This window comes from Blautia sp. HCP3S3_G3, from assembly GCF_052063365.1.
Lineage (GTDB): Bacteria > Bacillota > Clostridia > Lachnospirales > Lachnospiraceae > Blautia_A.
Window position 1 is genome coordinate 314,427 of record NZ_JBQHXR010000002.1, and the last position, 18,624, is coordinate 333,050.

Annotated in this window: 18 protein-coding genes; 3 read left to right on the top strand and 15 right to left on the bottom strand. The window is 43.9% G+C overall.

Annotated elements, in window-relative coordinates; all coding sequences use genetic code 11:
* Positions 1-161: 161 nt before the first annotated feature.
* From ACTNEW_RS05140 to ACTNEW_RS05150, 3 genes are all read left to right on the top strand, one after another.
* Complete coding sequence (locus ACTNEW_RS05140) at positions 162-1,202, top strand: AraC family transcriptional regulator (RefSeq protein ID WP_441058647.1); 1,041 nt, start codon at positions 162-164, stop codon at positions 1,200-1,202.
* A 163-nt stretch (positions 1,203-1,365) separates the two neighbouring features.
* Positions 1,366-2,562: an MFS transporter gene (locus ACTNEW_RS05145; protein WP_441058649.1), complete on the top strand. Its 1,197-nt coding sequence runs from the start codon at positions 1,366-1,368 to the stop codon at positions 2,560-2,562.
* Positions 2,563-2,713: 151 nt separating this feature from the next.
* Positions 2,714-3,415: an MBL fold metallo-hydrolase gene (locus ACTNEW_RS05150; RefSeq protein ID WP_441058651.1), complete on the top strand. Its 702-nt coding sequence runs from the start codon at positions 2,714-2,716 to the stop codon at positions 3,413-3,415.
* 35 nt (positions 3,416-3,450) lie between these two features.
* Here ACTNEW_RS05150 and ACTNEW_RS05155 read toward each other — a convergent pair whose 3' ends face one another.
* The 15 genes from ACTNEW_RS05155 to smpB all read right to left on the bottom strand — a co-directional run bounded on the left by ACTNEW_RS05155 (position 3,451) and on the right by smpB (position 18,619).
* Positions 3,451-3,759 (bottom strand): hypothetical protein, encoded by a 309-nt coding sequence (locus tag ACTNEW_RS05155; RefSeq protein WP_441058653.1) that lies wholly within the window; start codon positions 3,757-3,759, stop codon positions 3,451-3,453.
* Between the two features lie 322 nt (positions 3,760-4,081).
* Positions 4,082-5,074: an ABC transporter permease gene (locus ACTNEW_RS05160; protein WP_441058655.1), complete on the bottom strand. Its 993-nt coding sequence runs from the start codon at positions 5,072-5,074 to the stop codon at positions 4,082-4,084.
* Complete coding sequence (locus tag ACTNEW_RS05165; RefSeq protein WP_441058657.1) at positions 5,075-6,181, bottom strand: ABC transporter permease; 1,107 nt, start codon at positions 6,179-6,181, stop codon at positions 5,075-5,077.
* On the bottom strand, positions 6,174-7,715 hold the full coding sequence (locus tag ACTNEW_RS05170; protein ID WP_441058659.1) for an ABC transporter ATP-binding protein: 1,542 nt from the start codon (positions 7,713-7,715) through the stop codon (positions 6,174-6,176). The genes ACTNEW_RS05165 and ACTNEW_RS05170 overlap by 8 nt, the downstream gene beginning before the upstream one ends.
* A 182-nt stretch (positions 7,716-7,897) precedes the next feature.
* Complete coding sequence (locus ACTNEW_RS05175; protein ID WP_441058661.1) at positions 7,898-9,184, bottom strand: BMP family ABC transporter substrate-binding protein; 1,287 nt, start codon at positions 9,182-9,184, stop codon at positions 7,898-7,900.
* Positions 9,185-9,446: 262 nt separating this feature from the next.
* A complete protein-coding gene (gene rseP, locus ACTNEW_RS05180) occupies positions 9,447-10,736 on the bottom strand; it encodes an RIP metalloprotease RseP (RefSeq protein ID WP_441058663.1) in 1,290 nt (429 codons plus the stop codon).
* Between the two features lies 1 nt (position 10,737).
* Positions 10,738-11,880, bottom strand: coding sequence for a 1-deoxy-D-xylulose-5-phosphate reductoisomerase (gene dxr / locus ACTNEW_RS05185; RefSeq protein WP_441058665.1), 1,143 nt, complete (start codon positions 11,878-11,880; stop codon positions 10,738-10,740).
* Between the two features lie 14 nt (positions 11,881-11,894).
* Entirely contained in the window at positions 11,895-12,689 is a 795-nt protein-coding gene (locus tag ACTNEW_RS05190) for a phosphatidate cytidylyltransferase (protein WP_441058667.1), read from the bottom strand.
* A gap of 2 nt (positions 12,690-12,691) precedes the next feature.
* A complete protein-coding gene (locus tag ACTNEW_RS05195; RefSeq protein ID WP_441058669.1) occupies positions 12,692-13,399 on the bottom strand; it encodes an isoprenyl transferase in 708 nt (235 codons plus the stop codon).
* Positions 13,400-13,480: 81 nt separating this feature from the next.
* Positions 13,481-14,032 (bottom strand): ribosome recycling factor, encoded by a 552-nt coding sequence (frr, locus tag ACTNEW_RS05200; protein WP_441058671.1) that lies wholly within the window; start codon positions 14,030-14,032, stop codon positions 13,481-13,483.
* Between the two features lie 106 nt (positions 14,033-14,138).
* Positions 14,139-14,834 (bottom strand): UMP kinase, encoded by a 696-nt coding sequence (gene pyrH / locus ACTNEW_RS05205; protein ID WP_441058719.1) that lies wholly within the window; start codon positions 14,832-14,834, stop codon positions 14,139-14,141.
* A gap of 112 nt (positions 14,835-14,946) precedes the next feature.
* Complete coding sequence (locus tag ACTNEW_RS05210; protein ID WP_441058673.1) at positions 14,947-15,882, bottom strand: hypothetical protein; 936 nt, start codon at positions 15,880-15,882, stop codon at positions 14,947-14,949.
* Positions 15,883-16,287: 405 nt separating this feature from the next.
* The gene (locus ACTNEW_RS05215) at positions 16,288-16,776 is read right to left on the bottom strand and encodes an acyl-CoA thioesterase (protein WP_441058675.1); all 489 of its coding nucleotides are present in this window, start codon (positions 16,774-16,776) and stop codon (positions 16,288-16,290) included.
* A gap of 2 nt (positions 16,777-16,778) precedes the next feature.
* The gene (locus ACTNEW_RS05220; protein ID WP_441058677.1) at positions 16,779-17,951 is read right to left on the bottom strand and encodes an NAD(P)-dependent malic enzyme; all 1,173 of its coding nucleotides are present in this window, start codon (positions 17,949-17,951) and stop codon (positions 16,779-16,781) included.
* Between the two features lie 197 nt (positions 17,952-18,148).
* The gene (gene smpB / locus ACTNEW_RS05225; protein WP_441058679.1) at positions 18,149-18,619 is read right to left on the bottom strand and encodes an SsrA-binding protein SmpB; all 471 of its coding nucleotides are present in this window, start codon (positions 18,617-18,619) and stop codon (positions 18,149-18,151) included.
* Between the last annotated feature and the right edge of the window lie 5 nt (positions 18,620-18,624).

The following is an 18,624-nucleotide window of genomic DNA, read 5'->3' on the forward strand; positions in this document are numbered from 1 at the left end:
AATATTATATAAAATTGTCACTTCTGGTTATATGACGCTATAAATCATTTTAATTGACTTTTTATATCCTTTTTTATATCCTTTTCTATATAATAAACACACACAATGATGAAATGAAAAGTCTTTTATACAAATATCACCGTCAAAAAGGAGGTACCGTCATGGTTTCCTATGATCTTATCATACAGGAGCTCACTAATTTCACCAGAGAAGAACAAATATATCGGGAATACTATGAACTGATTCAGAAAAAACAATCCCCTGCATCTTTTTTTGCCAGATATAAAAACGAAACCGACTATCTTTCCTATCTTCAGCATCCGGATAAAATCGATTCCAGCCCCACAGAAGATAAATTTATCAATTCCGGAAGAAATGTATCCATCGTAAAACATCCAAGATATTTTCCGTTTTTTTATCACAAACACGATTTCTTTGAGATCATTTTTGTACTGTCCGGCGCCTGCACACAGATTTTTGAAGACAAAAAAATCCGGCTCAACACCGGAGATTTCTGTATTATGGCTCCCAATATCATTCACGCCATCGAGGTTTTTGACAGCAGCGTTGTCCTCAACATCGTCATACGCCGAAGCACGTTTCTTGATATTTTTATCAATACAGTGCGTGACAAAACACAGATTTCCATGTTCTTTCTCAGTAATATCTACGAGAAAAACAAGGTTCCCTATCTGCTATTTCACACCGGCGAGGATGATACGATCCGCAACTATATTCTGGACATGTATCTGGAGCAGCTGCAGCCTGACGAATACTCATACCGGATTATCTGCAGTATATTGACTATCTTTTTTACCCAGCTGATTCGCCTCCACCGGGTAAATATGGAGGTCCCTCAAAGCAGCGATTCCCGTTCTGCCTTTGAAACACAGGTATTTAATTACATTGTAAATCACTATGCGGACCTTACTCTGGAACAGGTCGCAGAACAATTTCACTTTTCCGTTCCTTACTGTTCCCGACTCATCAAAAAAATATCAGGACAGTCTTTTTCGGAGCTTCAGGAAAATATCCGTCTCCAGCAAAGTGAAAATCTGCTCCTTTATACACAGATGAGCGTGGCAGATATCAGTGACCGGATCGGATTCAAAAATCCGGAAACCTTTATCCGCATGTTCCGGCGTCATCACCAGATGACCCCCAGTAAATTCCGGAAATTGAATACAGAAAAAAGAATTTAAACCTGTTATCGTCTTCAACAATAGTTATACAAAATCAATTCTATTGATTACATACAGTCATAGGAAAAATTTTCTCATCCCCTATAATAAACTAATAGACAATAAACCTCTTCTTTATCGCAAACGATTTATTGTCTTCCATATTTACAAAGGGGGATTTCATATGACTCAAAAAAATCAGTTAAAAATCACAAACTATGCTGCTATCCTGTCTATTTTTCTTTTTTCCGGGGCAGGATCTTTCATGAATGCGGCAGTACAGACCATGATGGATGCCTGGCCAGAATTATCTGCAACAACCGTAAGGCTCGTAACTTCCCTGCCTTCGCTGATTTCGCTTCCCATTACCATTTTTATCGGCAGTATTGCAGGCAAAAAACTCAGTTATCGATTTTGCGCTATTTTGGGCACGGCTTTGATCGCAATTGCCGGAGTAGCTCCCTTTTTTCTGCACTCCAACTGGATGATGATCCTGTTTTTCCGTGCACTCGTTGGCATTGGTGTTGGATTTGTTGCTATGAGAAATTCTCTCATTATTAAATCTGTTCCAGAAGAAAACCAGGCAGCCATCATAGGCTACGGATCCGCACTTATGAATGCAGGCGGAACGCTTGCCGGTCCCATCGTTGGATTTCTCGCAGGCTTCGGCTGGAAAGTGCCCTTCCTCTTTGACATGCTCGCAATCATTCCCGTTCTGATGATGGTATTTTTTCTTAAAGAACCAGAAAAAACAGAAGTTGACAAGGCTTCCGCTCATACAGATACCAGCCAGAATTCCCCCAAAAAGACAGGAAACAACTGGAGAGTATATTATTATATCATCATGCAGTTCGTAGCAACTGCTGCGTTATACCCACTGCTTTCCGGTATGTCTACCTATATGGCAGATAAACAAATTGGCTCTGCCTTTCTGGCAGGAATCAACAATTCTGTGTATTGTCTTGCCGGCGTACTGATCAATCTGGTTCTGAGTCAGCTTCTGAAAGCACTGCGTCAGTATACACTTCCAGTCATGTGTCTGATTTTTTCTGTCGGTATGGGAATTCTTGTTTTCTTTCCGACTGTCCCAGCCATTATGACTGGCGCTGTACTTATGGGAATCACCTTCAACACTATGATGTCTGTCTTCCAGCTTTATAATGGAAAAACAGCAACTGCTGCCACTGTAACATTAACTTCCACCTTACTCATTGCTGCATTAAGTCTCGGAAATTTTATGTCTGTATATTTTATTAATCTCTGTCATGCAATCTTTCATAGAAGTTCTGACATAGAAAGCACTTATTTTGGCAGTATGATTTTATATCTCATTATGGGTATCCTTGCATTTGTCCTGAAAATCGCTCCAGAGGAGAAATAGACTTTTATCTGTGCATCAGAATAACTCAACTGATGCACATTTCTTTTTGTCTGCTCCCGACAGATCCTGATAACTTACAACCGCTCATTGCTTTTTCCATGTTCTTGCGCTATACTTTTCTCATAAACGTTCAGAAAGGACACGGTTTCCTATGATTTTACAGCAAATTCACGGCACAACACTCCTGCTTCATTTTGCAGGCAAAAAAATATTGATTGACCCGGTTCTCTCATTGGAAAAATCCGCACTGCCATTATCCCCTGCCACAAATGCAGCCGTCTCCCTACAGGAGATTCTTCAGGCAGATGCCGTCATCCTGACCAGCCTGTATCCGGAGCGCTTTGATGATGCAGCCAGAAAGCTTTTGCCTAAAACGATACCCGTTTATGTTCAGGACCGAATGGATCAGGCAGAATTGAAACACTCCGGCTTCACCAATGTTCAGATTGTCGAAAAACACACACATTTCGGCAATATTGCCCTTACCCGGACTCCGTTTACCGGAAACCCCAATGGCGTACTGATGGAGCATCCTGCAGAGAAATCGCTTCTGATCACCGGCGACAGCGTATGGAACGATGGTTTCCTGAATGCCATACATACTGCCGGCCCGCGTGCGATTGCCGTAAACTGCGGCACAGAGGAGCTTGCAAAAGCCACACCCTGCCAGCTTACTGCCGATGACATATGGAAACTTCATGAGGCAGCTCCTCAGGCTTCTCTGATCACCTGTCAGATTGAAGCATTTCACCAGTGGGGCCTGGACCGTCTTTCTCTTCAGCAGTTTATGCTGAAAAAAAATTTTAACAGCAAATTTCTGATTCCAGAAAACGGAAAGAATTATTATCTTTAATGAACACAGCGAAAAAAAGAAAACGGAGGTACCGGTTACCGATATCTCCGTTTTCTTTTTTCCGCTGTTTTATCCATCATTCCAAATACCCGAACAATGATCAGATTAAATACAGCCATACATCCCATCATAAATACAGGTTCAAAAAAATACGAACTGTTTACTCCGGAAAGCCACCGGCAAATGCAGAAGCTGCAAGCCCCCAGCAGCAGCACAAGCAGAGCCTTTCCCCTCCCGGTCAATGCTCCGGACTGTGTCTGAAAAGCCACCGTTCCACCGGATTCTTCCACCACCGTAAAAAAAGTAATCCATAAAACTGCATATACCGCATATGCAAGAGTCATAACGACTGCAGCAGATATTCTGTTTTTCTGAGAACATATCACATTATTTTATCAGAAATCTATCGATTTTTAAATATCATCACCGATATAATTCATTTCTGTTCCTGAATATAATATCTTTCTGAAAACGGTGGAAGTATCAGAAAGTTCCCGTTTATTTCTTCGGCTTACCAGACCAAAATTCCCTGATCAGCAGCCTGACACGGCATAACATGTGAAAAATGTCCTATCCCGGGATTTGTTTCTCTCCCGACACAGGACATTTTATTCAGTACATCTTTTCGTAAATCGTAATTCTCTTCCGTTACCGCAGTCAGAGTCTTTAACGTTCCTCACGGAAATAAGAAAGTCCAAGACTTTCCGGCGGCTGATTCTCCTTTTTCTTACGGAAACTGATCACCACAAGTACGATGATCGTAACCACATACGGAACCATCTGAATCAGGTCTGTCACATAACTTGCCACTTTGATTCCAAGCAGACTCGGAAGGAACTGATACAGCCAGTAAAGCATTCCGAAGAGATAAGCTCCCCAGATCGCATTCAGAGGCTTCCAGGTAGTAAAGATAACCAGCGCCACAGCCAGCCATCCAAGAGCTTCAATCTGCCCTGTTGTAGCCCAGATACCCTGATTATAATCAAGTACATAGTATAGTCCGCCGATCCCGGAAATTCCGGCACCCAGACAGGTCGCCAGATATTTGTACTTCGTCACATTGATACCTGCAGCATCTGCTGTTCCCGGATTTTCTCCCACTGCCCGAAGGTTCAGGCCCACTCTTGTTTTATTCAGGACATAATGAAGCACAACTGCCAGAATAATTGCCACATAAACAAGGAAACCATAACTGAAAACCGTTTTACTGATCACACCGAATTTCGAAGAAAGAAACGGCATTTTTTTCGCAAAAGCAGCATTTGCCAGTGGTGCAGCAGAATAACTGGAACCATTCAGGATAAATACACCAAAGAAATTGGCTACACCCTGTCCAAAAGTTGTCAGTGCCAGACCGGTCACGTTCTGATTTGCGCGCAGTGTAATCGTCAGAAAACTGAAGATCAGCCCGCCGAACATGGAAGCCAGAATCGCAGCACTCAGGGCAATGATCACACATATCCACCCCTTTGGATCCGGCGAAAGTTTCTCATAATAATAGGAACTTGCAAAACCGGCAAAACCGCCGAGATACATAATTCCCGGAACACCAAGATTCAGGTTTCCTGATTTTTCTGTAACGATTTCTCCCATGGAGCCAAACATAATAATTGTTCCGAACGGAATTGCCCGGATGATCCATGCAATCAAATTACTCATTTAGCGCACCTCCTTATGTTTTGACCCACGAAAGACCATTTTGTAATTGATGAAAAACTCACTTCCCAGAATAAAGAAAAGAATAATACCTTCAATAATACTTGCCGCAAAATCGTTCAGACTGTATGCAGATGCAATTTCCGAAGCTCCCCTTGACAGGAAGATCAAAAGGAACGAAATCAGTGCCATATAAAAAGTATTGAATTTTGCCAGCCATGCAACAATGATTGCCGTAAAACCGTTTCCACCTGCAGATGTTGTAGAAATCGTCTGGTCCCTTCCGGCTACGATCAGAAATCCAACAAGACCACAGATTGCACCGGAAAGAATCATGGTACGGATTGTTACTCTTTTTACATTGATTCCTGCGTAACGTGCGGTGTTCTCAGATTCTCCTACAACGGAAATCTCATATCCCTGTTTGGAATACTTCAGATAGAAGTACATCACAAAAGTCAGAATCACTACGATCAAAATATTGATATTATATCTCTGACCCAGAAACTGCGGAAACCATCCGGCCTGATTCGACATATTCAGTTTTCCGAGACTGGATGCCTTACCGCGCATGATATTCGTCATACATGCCACAATACTGGTAGCCACATAGTTCATCATCAGAGTGAACAGCGTTTCATTGGTATTCCAGTAAGCTTTAAAAAATGCCGGAACAAATCCCCAGATTCCGCCCGCAATCACACTGGTCAAAAACATCGTCAGAAACAGCATGGGCGCTGACATACTCTGACCAAACTTTACCATAACAAGTGCGGTAGCAAGTCCGCCCATCAGTACCTGACCTTCCGCTCCGATATTCCAGAAACGCATTTTGAACGCAGGAGCAAGTGCAATACCGATGCACAGAAGCGTAACCAGATCACGCATTGCCCAGGAAAAGCGCACCGAGGTCATAAAAGTACCATTGAACATTACTCCATAAACAGCCAGAGGATTCAAACCTGTTACGGAAAAAATAAAGACTGCATCCACAACCAGCGCCAGCAGAATCGCAACAGCACGGGCTGCCAGTTTATTCCTGAATGTGGCTCCGTCACGCTTTACGATACGCACAAAGGGCTCTTTTATTTTTGCACTTTCCTTACTCATTTTCAGCACCGCCCTTCTTCAGATTTGTCATGAGAAGTCCGACTTCTTCTTTGGTAGTCCTGCGGCCTTCCACAATTCCGTTTGCCTTTCCGTCACAGAGCACCAGGATTCTGTCGCATAGATCGATGAGGACATCCAGATCCTCGCCTACATAAATTACAGCAACTCCTTTTTTCTTCTCTTCATCCAGAAGATTGTAGATGGTATAAGATGTATTGATATCCAGTCCGCGGACTGCATAAGCAGTCATAAGAACCGTCGGCTCCTCGGCAATCTCACGGCCAACCAGAACTTTCTGCACATTTCCGCCCGAAAGTCTGGATACTGGTGTATTGATACTCGGAGTCACAACCTCCAGTTCTTTTTTGACCCGTTCCGCAAGCTGTTTCGGACCTTTGGTATCTGTGATCGGCAAGCGTCCTCTGCCATAGCTCTTCAGAAGCATGTTGCCTGTCATACCCATAGAACCTACCAGTCCCATTCCCAGACGGTCTTCCGGAACAAATGCCAGATGGATACCGGCATCACGGATCTTTTTCGGGGTTCTGCCAACCAGTTCCATAGGTGAGGATTCCTTACCCCGTTCATAAAAACGGATACTGCTGCCTTCCGCAGTCACCTGAAGTCCGGCTATCGCCTCCAGGAGTTCTTTCTGTCCGTTTCCGGAAATTCCTGCAATACCCAGTATTTCCCCTCCGTATGCATCAAAACTGATGTCATCCAGAACTTTTACATTTTCTTTGTTATAAACCGTCAGATTGGAAATGGACAATCTCTTCACAGTATTCTCCGGTTCTGACCGCTGAATGTTCAGCTCGACTTTCTTTCCAACCATCATTTCTGTCAGAGAATTTTCTGTTGCATCCTTCGTATCTACTGCACCGATATATTCTCCTTTTCTCAAAATCGCTACACGGTCAGAAATTTCCAGAACCTCATGAAGCTTATGCGTAATGATGATCACCGATTTGTTATCATTCTTCATATTACGGATTACTTCAAAAAGACGTTCGGTTTCCTGCGGAGTCAATACGGCTGTCGGTTCATCCAGAATCAGAATATCCGCACCGCGGTAAAGTACCTTTACGATTTCCAGAGTCTGTTTCTGTGACACACTCATTTCGTAGACTTTCTGCGAAAGGTTCAGGTCAAAATGATATCTGGCACAGATTTCCTGCGTTTTTGCCTGAATCGCCTTCATATCAAATTTTTCACTTTTTTCAAGTCCAAGTGCAATGTTCTCAACAGCTGTAAAAACATCAATCAGTTTGAAATGCTGGTGAATCATACCGATTCCAAGATTATACGCATCTTTTGGAGAACGGATTTCCACCGGAGCTCCATTGACAAAAATCTCTCCCTCATCAGGATAATAAATGCCTGCGATCATGTTCATCAGTGTTGTCTTGCCGCTTCCGTTCTCGCCGAGAAGAGAAAGTATTTCTCCCTTCCGGATATCCAGCGATACGTCTTTATTGGCGACAACTTTTCCGAATGTCTTGGTAACATTCTTTAACTGGACTGCATATTCCATGTAAGCTGTGCCTCCCTTCCCTTATTTTCAATCTCTCATATTATAACATAATAAAACACAAAAGGAAGCATTTCTGCTCCCCTTTGCGTATTTTTTACTGCCATATTCTTACAATTGGAATAATTATCCCATTGCAGCAGGCATTGTTCAGTTTTTAAGCAAAAATTTCTGCCATCTGCAGCTTATTCAACTGCTTCTGCATCTTCCGTGATACCATCGATACGAAGTGCAAAATATGGAGCGCTTCTGAATTCAGATTCAGCAAAGTAACCATCTGTGATTGCCTCTACGGTCTCACCTTCGTAGATTGCGACAGGAGGATCTGCAGTGTAGTCCATGAAAGAAAGATCGCAAGGTGCGGATGTAACCTGCTCGCCGCCAACGGTAAAGGTTGCAGTATCAAATACATGAAGTGTGCCTTCTGTTAACTGAGCTTCCACATCAGCCACATAATCTGCAGTTCCTTCTGCACAGGATTCGCCAAGTTCTGTGATGCTTACTGCGCCTTCATCATATCCTTTTGCCCAGTCAACATCAATGTCACCGCCGTTCATAGCAGTGTCAATGGCATATTTGTAATATACATCCCAGTCATTGGTTGCAGAAGTAAGAGCTGCTGTCGGAGCAGTTTCCAGCATGTCAATGTTATAACCGATGGAGTAGCAGATTGTACCTGCATCCTGAAGCTTCTGTACTGCTGCAGGTGCTCCGGTAGAGTCTGCATGCTGTCCAATAATAACAGCACCATTCGCAACAAGTGCCTCAGCTGCCGCTGCTTCTTTGTCGATATCGAACCAGGAATTGGTATATTTTACTTCCATTACAACGTTTGGCATTACGCTCTTAACACCAAGATAGAAAGCGGTATAACCCGAAACAACTTCTGCGTAATTGAAAGCGCCTACATAACCGATTTTTACATTGCCGTCTGCATCAAAGCTATCCGGCTGTGTTTCTGCTGTCAGTGTTCCGTCTTCTGTGATTTCTTTTAATTTCAGACCTGCAACAACACCAGACACATAACGGGATTCATAAACTTTGGTGAATGCGTTTTTGAAATTGCTGCATCCGCTGATTGCTGCGAAATCACCAGTCATGGAAACAAATGTGGTATCCGGATATTCCTGTGCTGCCTGTACCATATAAGTCTGATGTCCATAGCTGTTGGAAACAATAAGAGAACATCCCTGCCCCATAAGGTCTACTGCGGAATCATAACAGGTGGAGTCTTCCGGAACTTTGTACTTCCAGATGATCTGGCTGTCTTCCAGTCCAAGTTCCTCAGCAGCTTTCTTGATACCTTCGATATGTGCTGCAGAGTAACCCTCTGTTTCGTCGCCTACAAGAATGACACCCATCTTGAAATCAGGATTGACATCCGCATACACAACGGTGCTGAATGCAACCATGGATACGACCATCATAGCTGCAATCATAAGGCTGATAATTTTTTTCATACCTTTTTTCATGTTACATCCTCCTTTGCATTTCTTTTTTTTAATTACATTTCACATTTTAGGTAAAACATCTGTAAATGTCAACTATTTTCTGATATTATTCAGGCTTTTTCTGATATTACGCAGACTATTGATTCTACCACAGAAAAATGAGAAATACTCTCCGTGATATGCTTTTTTTATATTACAGGAAAATGCGAAGCGCTTTCCTGTAATATTAAGAAAGGATGCATTTTATATCACTTGAAAATATAAAAATACATCCCTTGACTCATCATAATATTTTAGTAATATCGTGATACATGACCACAAGCATCAGCGCCATCAGAAACATCAGTCCCGCAAAATGAATCATTCCTTCCAGCTCCCGGTTTACCGGTTTTCTGCGGATGGCTTCCGCTGCCAGAAACACCAGACGTCCTCCGTCCAGTGCTGGAAGCGGCAGAAGATTCATCACTCCAAGGTTGGCAGAAAGGAGCACGGCCATATACAGCATATTCACCCATACCATCAGCAGTCCCTCTTCCTTGCTTTCTTCGTACGCAGAACCAATGGCATCCACAACACCGACCGGTCCGCTCAGGTCATCCATTCCAAGACCTCCGGTAACCAGTTCTTTCAGACTTAAAACCGTAGTACGAATCATATATTTCACTTCATACAGACTGTATTTCAGAACACTCAGACCACTTGTCTTCTGGCACACCAGATTATAGGCAAATCCCATATCAGCTGTACGATACTGCCCTGGTGTCAGAGTCGTCTCATACTCCAGGCCATCTCTCATATAGGTAATCTCCACCGGTTCATCTGACAACGGATGTTCTTCCAGATACGCATCATAAGCTGCCCCATCAGGTATTTCGGTACCATTGATTCCGGTAATCACATCCCCGGCTTTTACACCGGCTTCTTCCAGAGGCATTCCCTCGATCAGAGAAGCAACCTCCATCGTGTCCGCAGATTCCCGGTTAAATCCCAGAAGATAACGGACATTCACATCCGGCTGATAAGACGTTTCATATGTCTTTCCGTCACGTTTGTACGTAATATGAATCGTGTCATCCACAGAAAGCGGATTCAGATAGCGGTAAAGATACAGATCTTTTCCAAAATCAATCTGATATCCCTGATATTCGGTAATAAGGTCACCTTCCTGCAGTCCCGCCGCTTCTGCTGCCGAGCCTTCCGCTACCGCAGTCACCTGGGCAGGATCATATCCTGCCAGTCCAACAACGAATACGGAAAGCACAAATGCAAGAATAAAATTAAATACCGGTCCTGCAGCGACCACCGAAATTCTCCTCCATACAGAAGCTGCGTTAAAACTCCCCGGCAGAGATTCTTCTGCCATATCCTCTCCCAGCATCGCGCAGGAACCGCCCAGCGGCAGCAATTTAAGAGAATAACGTGTTCCTCCTTTTACGGTACTCAGAAGTCTCGGTCCCATTCCCAGAGAAAATTCTGTCACAACAATTCCGTTTTTCTTCGCCAGAAGAAAATGTCCCAGTTCATGGAACAGAATAATCCCACTGAATATCAAAAGTGCAATCAATATTTTCAATCTACCACCTGCTTCCAATCCAACGATATGTTTCTTCTTCTACAGCAAGAATCTCTTCCAGATCCGGGTTTTCAGACTTCGTATGTCTGCTCATGGACTGTCCGATAATATCATAAATATCCAGAAAACCGATTTCCTGATGCAGGAATTTCTTCACAGCCAGTTCATTTGCCGCATTAAATACCGTCGGCATAGTACCTCCCTGCGCAGCTGCCTCAATTGCCATAGGCAATCCCAGAAATGTCTCCATATCCGGTTCTTCAAATGTAATCTGTCCCAGCTTCGCAAAATCCAGACGTTCTCCATCCAGATATCTTCTGTGCGGATAATATAACGCATACTGAATAGGAAGACGCATATCCGGAGTCCCCAACTGTGCCATAATACCGCCGTCTTTGAATTCCACCATAGAATGAATCACACTCTGCGGCTGCACCACTACCTGGATATGATCCAGATCCATATCGAACAGCCATCGTGCTTCCATCACTTCCAGTCCCTTGTTCACCAGCGTAGCAGAATCCACTGTAATCTTCTGCCCCATCACCCAATTGGGATGCTTCAGTGTATCAGCCAGAGTCACATGCTCCAGATCTGCACGTTTCTTTCCGCGGAAAGGACCCCCGGAAGCTGTAATCAGCAGTTTATGGATTTCATCTTTATGTTCCCCGTTGATTGCCTGAAATATGGCACTGTGTTCACTGTCTACAGGCAAAATCTGCACACCATATTCTTTGGCCATTGGCATGATCAGATGTCCGGCAGTCACCAGTGTTTCTTTATTGGCAAGAGCAATATCTTTTCCTGCACGGATTGCTTCCATGGTCGGACGGATTCCCAGCATTCCCACGATGGCAGTTACCAGAATTTCCGTATCCGGCATGGCTGCCAGCTCCAGAAGGCCATCCATACCGGATACCACACGTACATCCAGATCCTGAATACGCACTGCCAGCTCTTTTGCTGCCTCTTCTTCCCATACAGCTGCAAGACGCGGTTGAAATTCCCTGATCTGTTCTTCCAGTTTCTTTACATTTCTTCCTGCACTGATTCCCAGTACCTGAAGATCTTTATTGGCCCTCACAACATCCAGAGTCTGTGTTCCAATGGAACCTGTAGAGCCTAAAACTGCTATTTTTTTCATGAAATGCTCCTTTTCTAAATACCAAGCACAATTTTAGCCAGATAATAAATAACCGGTGCTGTAAAAATCACACTGTCAAAACGATCCAGAATTCCTCCATGTCCTGGTATCAGTTTTCCATAATCCTTGATTCCCTGATTTCTCTTGATCGCAGAAGCTGCCAGATCTCCCACCATGGAAATCAATGCTCCGGCTGCACAGATCACTGCATATTCTGTCATTTTTCCTCCTGTTGCCCAGGCATAGATCATGCCCAGAAGAGCAGCACCGGCTACACCGCCTACGGCACCCTCTACAGATTTCTTCGGGCTTAATACAGGTGCCATTTTATGTTTGCCGATCAGCATACCTACACAGTATGCGCAGGTGTCGCACCCCCAGGAACACAGGAAAATCAGCCATACCAGGAATCGCCCGCCCTCCAGATTTCTTGTAAGAAGAATAAAGGAAAGCATAACAGCCACATACAGAAATCCAAAATATGCAGCCATCACCTGATTTGCCTCATACTTCGGATAGGAAAACACATACACAAACATGATCAGGATCAGCACGCCGATGATTGCCATTGTACCGTAACGTTCAAAATCAATAAACGCTGCTGCATAATAAACAGCCGCACCTGCATAACCGGCAAGTTCCAGGAGATTTGTTTTCTCCCCGTGCACATGCATCGCGCGGTATAATTCACTCATTCCAATCACAGATACACAAGCCAGTGTGAACAACAGCACATAATTTCCACTGATAATGGTCAGAAGAGCAACTGCCACAAGAAATATTCCACTGATCAGTCTTGTTTTAAACATGATTACTCCTCCTTTACTCCGCCATACCGGCGATCTCTGTGGTTATACGTATCAATTGCTCTGAGCAGTTCCGCCTTGTTAAAATCCGGCCACGGAACATCTGTAAAATAAAATTCCGTATATGCCAGCTGCCACAGAAGAAAGTTGGAAAGTCTCTGTTCTCCGCTTGTGCGGATCAGCAGATCCGGATCAGGAATTCCTGCGGTATCCAGATAATTTCCGATTGTTTTCTCCTCAATTTCCTCCGGCCTTAATCTGCCCTGTGCAGCATCCTCGGCCATACGGCGCATTCCTCTGACAATCTCATCACGACTTCCGTAATTCAGCGCAATCTGAAAATGAAGCTCCGTGTAATCTTTTGAAAACTCTTCCAGGTCTCTGATTTTCTGCTGAATATCTTCATCAAAAGCTGTCACATCTCCGATAATTTTCACCTTCATTTTATTCTTCTCGGAAATCTTAATACACTTTTTCAGATAGTTTCGGAAAAGCTTCATCAGCCCTTCCACTTCTTCTCTGGAACGTTTCCAGTTCTCTGTGGAAAAAGCATAAACTGTCAGATATTTTACGCCCAGTTCCTTCATATCGTCACAGATTGTTTCAAGATTGGCACATCCTTTTATATGTCCGTAACTTCTCGGCATCCCCTTTGCCTTTGCCCATCGTCCGTTCCCGTCCAGGATAATGGCAATATGATTCGGTATATTCATAGGTTCTCCTCTCACCGTACTGATTTTCTGATCTCCCTACAAGGAAAGAGAGCCGTGTTGATGGCTCTCTTTCCTTACTCATTATACGGTCAGGATTTCTTTTGATTTTTTATCAACAGCCGCATCAATGTCTTTGATAAACTTGTCTGTAATTTTCTGTACCTTATCACTTAACTCCTTCACTTCATCTTCAGAAACATCCTGTTTGGTCAGTTTCTTGTATGCATCGTTCGCATCTCTTCTGATGTTGCGGACAGCAACCTTGGCTGCTTCGCCTTTTTTCTTAACATCTTTCACCAGTTCCTTACGACGTTCCTCTGTAAGTTCCGGAAGAACAAGACGGATTGCCTTGCCGTCATTACTCGGGTTCAGTCCAAGATCAGAAACCAGAATTGCTTTTTCGATGGCCTTGATCAGGCTGGATTCCCATGGCTGAATCAGAATCATACGTGCTTCCGGTACCGTAATATTAGCTACCTGCTGAAGCGGTGTCGGTGCTCCGTAATAATCTACGGTAAGTTTGTCAAGAATATGCGGATTTGCACGTCCTGCACGAATCGTGGAAAGCTCTGCTTCAAAGCCGCTCAATGTTTTTTTCATTTTGTCTTCATACTTCTGAACTCTTTCATCCATTTTAAAAATCTCCCTCTCCTGTTTTGCTTTTCATTTTTCTGTCTGATACCTTCACAGATTTATCTCCTGAGCAGCTGTATTACGCAGCCCTTCAGAACATACCCGGTTACACGGTAACTCTGGTTCCAGAGAACTTCCCGTGAACAGCATTCACAATGCTGTTTTCCTCTTCCAGACCAAATACCAGCATCGGCATTTTCTGTTCCATGCACATGATGGATGCTGTCAGATCCATTGCCGCCAGTTTTTTGGCAACCACTTCATCAATAGTAATTTCATCGTATTTCACAGCATTCGGATTTGTCTTGGGATCGCTGTCATAAATTCCATCTACAGCTTTGGCCAGAAGAATCGCATCTGCTTCAATTTCCACCGCGCGAAGAACGGTTGCTGTGTCTGTGGAAAAATACGGATGTCCTGTTCCGCCTGCAAAAAATACGACCTTACCTTCCGCAAAATCTTTCTCTACCTCGTCTTTGCAGTACAGCTTTGTAAATGTGCCGCATGCAAAAGGGGTATAGATTTCTGTCTTCAGTCCCAGATATCTGCAGATGTCCGAAACGTAAATGCAGTTCATAATAGTTGCCAGCATACCAATCTGGTCAGCCTTGTTACGATTGATGGTCTCACTGGTACGTCCTCTCCAGTAGTTTCCGCCGCCAATCACAATTCCAACCTGAAGCCCATCTTCCACAATACTGCGGATCTGTTTGGAAACTCCAATAACGGTTGCTTCATCAAATCCTGTCTTTTTTTCTCCTGCAAGCGCTTCTCCGCTTAATTTTAACAATACTCGCTTCATATCCATGGTCCGATTCCGATTCCTTTCTTCCTTATTGTTCCTGTCTCGAAATAACAAACTGCACATTTGCTTTTCCATACACAATACGATCTGTTCACCAACTGCAGCATCATTACCATACGCCTGCTACAATTTCATTGCCGTCTTCATCCACTGTCGTAGATACCGTAAAATTATCATAATAGTGATAACCGGTCTCTCCTGTTTCCGGTTCTTCTTCATACTGACTTCCGCTTGGTTCCCCGCAGATTGCAATCAGTTCATCCAGTGATCTGCCGATACAATTCTCTGCAGCTGTGATATTCGAATCCTGATCATCTCCTCCATTATCTGACGGTTCCTCAGGCGCCTGTGTCGGTTCCGGAGTATCATACGGTACCTGTTCCGGTTCCGAAGTCGGAGTCGGCTGCTCCTCACCGTCATCAGAATCTTCATCAGAATCCAGCAGTCCCAGACGCTTCTTCACTTCATTCAAAGTAGAAGTTTCCACCTTACTGCTGCCACTTAAATATTTTGCATATGGAATGGTATAATCTCCTGAATCATCCATGCAGAGCGTAATCTGCTTAATCGTCTTAAGCGGAAGTTTCCGGAAGTAGCATTCACTCTTTTCTTCATCTGTATAAGCAATACGGAGATCGTAGGTATTTCCGGATGATGTTTCTGTTTCCATGGTACTCGGATCAAAATAATACAGAGCTTTTTCTCCGTCTTTCAGAACAAATTTCCCCTGTATCAGTTCTTCTCCCCATTCCTCATCGTCATCGATGGTCGCTCGGACATAAAAAGCAGAAATATCATCACCGGTGTCATTGATCAGAATAATCTGCGTTGTATTCTCAGATTTTACACTGATTCGATTCTTAATATCAGCAGTCTCAGATTTCTGCATTTCCACAAGCGCACCTTCTGTAGGAGCTGCTGTCACAGATGGTGCAGGAGTTGCAGTCACCTCAACCTCAACAACCGGAGTTTCCTTCTTCCCGCAGCCGGACACTGCAAGGCAGAAAAGCAAAATTCCTGCAAGTAGCAATTTACATTTTTTCATGAATCATTCCTCCCATACGATTCATTATACAGAGTATCCCATTCTTGTCAACCAAACCTCGGAGGATTTCATACAATTTTTAGACTTTTCATGATTGTTTGTATCTTACACAGAAACAGTTTTTCTGTGCATAATACACGAAAAATCTTCGTATTTTCCCTTAAAGTCGTTTATATTATACCAGTTTCCCACATAAAAGAAAAGCTTTGATTTATATCCGGTAATTTCCTTTATGATTTTTTAGCAATCTTATTCCTCTCCGCCGCAATGCACTCCTGCCTTACAGGAAAATGCAAAGCACCTTCCTGTAATACAAAGAACAGGCATCCATTTCCTGTCAACGGATGCCTGCCAGAACCATTTTATTTCAGAAAACACCAATGTACTTCATGGTCATCTGCTTTTTCAAAATCCGTTTCTGCTTCGTTTCTTACGCATGGATCTGCGCAGAAGTCCGGCTTCATACCGTCCTTTTTCCGCTTCTGTACGAATCTCAAGTCCCGGTACTTCCATGGGATGTTCCGTTTCGTCCATTGCCACCATCACAAAAAATGCACGATTTACAGAATACCGCATTCCATTGGAACGTTCTACATAAGTATCGATTTCTACTTCCATGGATGATTTTCCCACACAGGTCACATAACCGATAAGAACCAGAAGTTCTCCTTCATATGTAGCCTCCTTGAACTGCAGATTATCGACTGCTGCTGTAGTCACTTTATCCGTACCTGCATGACGCATTGCCACAACGGTAGCCACTTCATCAATCCACTGCATCAGCATTCCGCCAAAAAGACGGCCTGCAGCGTTCAGATGCTGGCTCATAATGAGATGCACCTGTTCCGTACGGGAATCTTCCACACTTTTTAACGAACGCTTCTCCTCATTCATAATCAAAGACGTGCCACGCCAGTCTCTCTTGCTTTCTCCGCAACAGCCTCCGCAACAGCCTTTACCACTCTCTTGTCAAACGGATTCGGAATAATATAATCCGCTGTCAATTCGTCTTCTTTAATCAGACCTGCAATGGCATACGCAGCTGCAACCTTCATCTCATCGTTGATATCCTTTGCACGGACATCCAGAGCCCCGCGGAAGATTCCAGGGAATGCAAGAACGTTATTGATCTGGTTCGGGAAATCGCTGCGTCCGGTTCCGACTACTGCTGCCCCTGCTGCCTTCGCTTCATCCGGCATGATCTCCGGCACCGGATTCGCCATAGTGAAGAGAATCGGATCTTTCGCCATGGAACGTACCATATCCTGAGTCAAAGCTCCCGGAGCAGATACTCCGATAAATACATCCGCACCTTTCAGCATTTCTCCGATAGAGCCCTGACGTTTTTCACGGTTCGTAATCTTTGCCATTTCCACCTTTTCCGGATTCAGGCCTTCTCTTCCTTCATAAATTGCACCGGTACGGTCACACATGATGACATTTTTCAGTCCAAGACTTACCAGCAGCTTAATAATCGCAATACCGGCTGCACCGGCACCCGATGTGACGACCGTCACTTCATCCAGCTTCTTGCCAACAAGCTTCAGTGCATTGATCAGCGCTGCACATACCACAACTGCGGTGCCGTGCTGGTCATCATGGAAAATCGGAATATCACAGCATTCCTTCAGCTTACGCTCAATTTCAAAACAGCGGGGTGCGGAAATATCTTCCAGATTGACCCCTCCGAAACTTCCGGCAATCAGGCTTACCGTCTTTACGATCTCATCTACATCTTTGCTGCGCACGCACAGTGGAAATGCATCTACATCTGCAAAGCATTTAAACAGGGCACATTTGCCCTCCATAACCGGCATACCGGCTTCCGGTCCGATATCACCAAGTCCAAGAACTGCTGTTCCGTCTGTAATAACAGCAACCATATTACTGCGTCGTGTATATTTGTAGGAAAGATCAACATCATCCTTGATCTTCAGACATGGCTCTGCAACACCTGGTGTATACGCTACGGCAAGTTCTTCCGGAGTGTTGATCTCTGCACGGCTGATAACTTCAATCTTGCCTCCCCAGGTTTCATGCTGCTTTAATGCGAATTCTTTTTTATCCATGATTCTGCTCCTTTTTCTGTTTGTATTGATATCTGCTTTTCCGGCACAGGGATTCTTTTTCATCAGGCAAGAAAGAATCCTGCCCGGAGGGCTTTATTTTATCATAGGAAAATGCAAAGCACTTTCCTATGATAAAACAAAACAGAATCCCGCGCCAATCCCAGTTAAAGACATTATAACCAGAATCCAACATCCGGTCAATACAGATTCTTCACCTTAAAGTCTCGCTCCGCCTCTCTTCTCTGGTCTTTTTTGGCGATATCTTCACGCTTGTCATAGAGTTTTTTGCCTCGCGCCAGACCGATTTCCACTTTCACGAGGCTGTCCTTAAAATAAACCTTCAGCGGAACAAGCGTCAGTCCTTTTTCTTTCAACTTGGCTTCCATCTTACGGATCTCATATGTGTGAAGAAGAAGCTTTCTCACCCGCAGAGGATCCTTGTTAAAAATATTTCCCTTTTCGTAAGGGCTGATATGCATCCCGTAAATATATACTTCGCCATTTTCCACCCGGACAAAAGATTCCTTTACGCTGCATTTGCCCATACGCAGAGATTTCACCTCTGTTCCTGCAAGAGCAATCCCTGCCTCATAAGTATCTTCGATAAAATAATCATGAAATGCTTTTTTATTATTGGCAATCAGTTTAATGCCTGTCTTTTTTGCCATAGAAA